Below are 2115 nucleotides of genomic sequence, written 5' to 3'. Positions count from 1 at the left end.
CGGGGGCAACGGCAGGCGGGGCCTGGGTGGCGGCATCCACGGCCGCATCCTGTGCGGTGTCCGCCGCTTCCTCGGCATCGTCGGAGGCGCGCTCGGCGTCGTCGGATGCGCTCTTGGCGGTGGTGGCGTTGATCAGGCTGGAGACCGCGCTGAGCATCTGCAGCCAGCGCGCGCCGCCGAGCTTGCCGACCACGGCCGCCGGTTCGGCGCGACCGACAAGGAAGCCGGTGCCGAGGCCGACGATCACGATCCGCCACGGCGTCCAGCCTTCGCGCCAGACCTGCTGCAGGGTCGTCCAGTGCGTGCGCACCTGCTCCTGGCGTCCTTCCAGCACCGATTCGGCGCGGGCGATGCGGTGCTGCAATTGCCGCAGGGTCATGGCGTGGCCTCGCGCTTGGCGACATCCTCGTCGCCGTCCTCGTCGTCGCCGCCGATGCCCAGCTTGGCCAACTGGCGGCGGGTGGCGTCGAGCTTGCTCATGTCGAAGTAGCGCAGCGCCTGCCAGGCCCCGAGCGCGGTGACCACCAGGCTGAAGGCCGCGGTCGCCGAGATCGACGCCAGCCACGACCAGCCCATGCGCTGCAGCAGGGCGATCATCGCGCCCATCAGCAGCATCCAGGCCGACGCGCCGAACGCCACCGACACGGTCAGCCACACCAGCGCCCGCGCCAGGGCGGCACGGGCCAGGGCGAAGTCCGCGGCCACCAGCTTGCGCAGCGCGCGGCCGGTGTCCAGGGTGGCATTGAGTCCTTCGCGCCCGGCCGTGCCAAGCGCGCGGAAGGATTCCTCCAGCGACGGTGCGGCCGCGGCGTCCGCCGCGGCGCCGTCGGTGCGGGCCTGCTCCTCGCTCACGCGCGGCTTACTTGTCGCCGCCGCTGCGCGCCAGCTTGGCGATGATCCAGCCGGTGGCGAAGGCCACGCCGAACGAGGCCAGCGGACGCTCGCGGATCAGCTCGGCGGCGCTGTCGATCAGGTCGCGGCCCTTGTCCAGCAGCACGTCCACCTGCTCCTTCGCCGCCGCACCGCCGAACTCGGCCGCCGCCAACCCGGACAGCGCGCTGTCGGACAGCTCGGCCTTGACGTTGGCCTTGCCCAGCTTCAGTTCTTCGCCGGCGGCACCGGCAGCGCCCTTGATCGCGTCGCCGGCGTAGCTGGCCGCGGACTTCAGGTGCGCGCCGGCTTCGCTCAGGTTGTCCTTGAGATTCTCGGTATTGGTCGGGCTGGCATTCATGGGCATGTCTCCTCTGGGGTTTGGGGGCCTGCCGTCCGCCATCGCGGACGCTGCGCAGAACGGGGCGACACCAATACCATCGGCGGGGTGTACGGGGTGTTAGCTCGTCGCCGCAGGCAGTGCGCCATAGTGTCGGCGCTCGCTCGCGATCGGCCAAGTCCCGGAGGAACCGCAATGCACGCGTACTGCAACCGGAGCGGCCATGCCGGGGTGGTCGCCTACGACAGCGGCCCGGACTGGATCGCGCTGCGCTTCGCTGACGGCGCCACCTATCGCTACGACCGCCAGCATCCTGGCCTGCTCCAGGTCATGGAGATGCAGCGCCTGGCCGCCGCCGGGCGCGGTCTCACCACCTACTTGAACCAGCACGTGCGCGACGATTACGCCGCGCGCCTGGACTGAGCGTGCCGGCTCACTGCATGACCAGGTCGGCCTGCGCGCCGCCACGCACCACGCGCAGCACCAGTTGCGCCGGCTTGCGCGCGAAATTGGCGCGGTAGCTGGCCAGGTCGGCGAATTCGCCGACCGAGGCGGCCACCACGATGTCGCCGCTGGCCAGGCCGTTGCGTGCCGCACGGCTGCCGCGCGCCACGTTGCCGATCAGCACGCCGGAGATGCCGGACTGGCGCAGCGATTCGGGCAGGTCGGCGAAGGTGGCGCCGCTCAGCCGCGGATCCAGCGACTCGCCGCTGATCGCGCGCGGCTGTTCCTTGAGCGTGGCCTTGAGCTGCAGCGGCTTGCCGTCGCGGCGCACGTCCAGGGTCACCGTGCTGCCCACCGGCTGCAGGCCTTCGTAGTTGTGCAGCGCCTCGGCACTGTCCAGGCGCTCGCCGTTGGCGCCGGTAATCACGTCGCCCGGCTGCAGCCCGGCGGCCGCGGCCGCC

The 2115-nt window shown here is 71.8% G+C and carries 5 protein-coding genes; 1 reads left to right on the top strand and 4 read right to left on the bottom strand.

Annotated features, from left to right (window positions below):
- The 3 genes from D183_RS0110410 to D183_RS0110400 all read right to left on the bottom strand — a co-directional run.
- Positions 1 to 379: hypothetical protein (locus D183_RS0110410; RefSeq protein ID WP_017908932.1), on the bottom strand; the 379-nt coding region annotated here is incomplete at its 3' end.
- Positions 376 to 852, bottom strand: coding sequence for a hypothetical protein (locus D183_RS0110405; RefSeq protein ID WP_017908931.1), 477 nt, complete (start codon positions 850 to 852; stop codon positions 376 to 378). The genes D183_RS0110410 and D183_RS0110405, both read right to left, overlap by 4 nt.
- Before the next feature lie 7 nt (positions 853 to 859).
- Positions 860 to 1231, bottom strand: a complete 372-nt coding sequence (locus tag D183_RS0110400; RefSeq protein WP_010340149.1) for a hypothetical protein — start codon at positions 1229 to 1231, stop codon at positions 860 to 862.
- A 174-nt stretch (positions 1232 to 1405) separates the two neighbouring features.
- Between D183_RS0110400 and D183_RS0110395 the strand changes: the two genes are divergently transcribed.
- Positions 1406 to 1633, top strand: a complete 228-nt coding sequence (locus tag D183_RS0110395) for a hypothetical protein (RefSeq protein WP_017908930.1) — start codon at positions 1406 to 1408, stop codon at positions 1631 to 1633.
- Between the two features lie 10 nt (positions 1634 to 1643).
- Here D183_RS0110395 and D183_RS24450 read toward each other — a convergent pair.
- Positions 1644 to 2115, bottom strand: a 472-nt coding sequence (locus tag D183_RS24450) for a PDZ domain-containing protein (protein ID WP_039727032.1), incomplete at its 5' end; no start/stop codon positions are given.

This window comes from Xanthomonas sp. SHU 199 (assembly GCF_000364665.1).
Classification (GTDB): domain Bacteria; phylum Pseudomonadota; class Gammaproteobacteria; order Xanthomonadales; family Xanthomonadaceae; genus Xanthomonas_A; species Xanthomonas_A sontii.
Note: the sequence above shows the minus strand (reverse complement) of the source record. Positions and strands in the feature narration are given on the sequence as shown.

Coding starts and splice junctions, on each gene's coding strand:
- D183_RS0110400 (WP_010340149.1), bottom strand. CDS start 1,231: ATGAATGCCAGCCCGACCAATACCGAGAATCTCAAGGACAACCTGAGC.
- D183_RS0110395 (WP_017908930.1), top strand. CDS start 1,406: ATGCACGCGTACTGCAACCGGAGCGGCCATGCCGGGGTGGTCGCCTAC.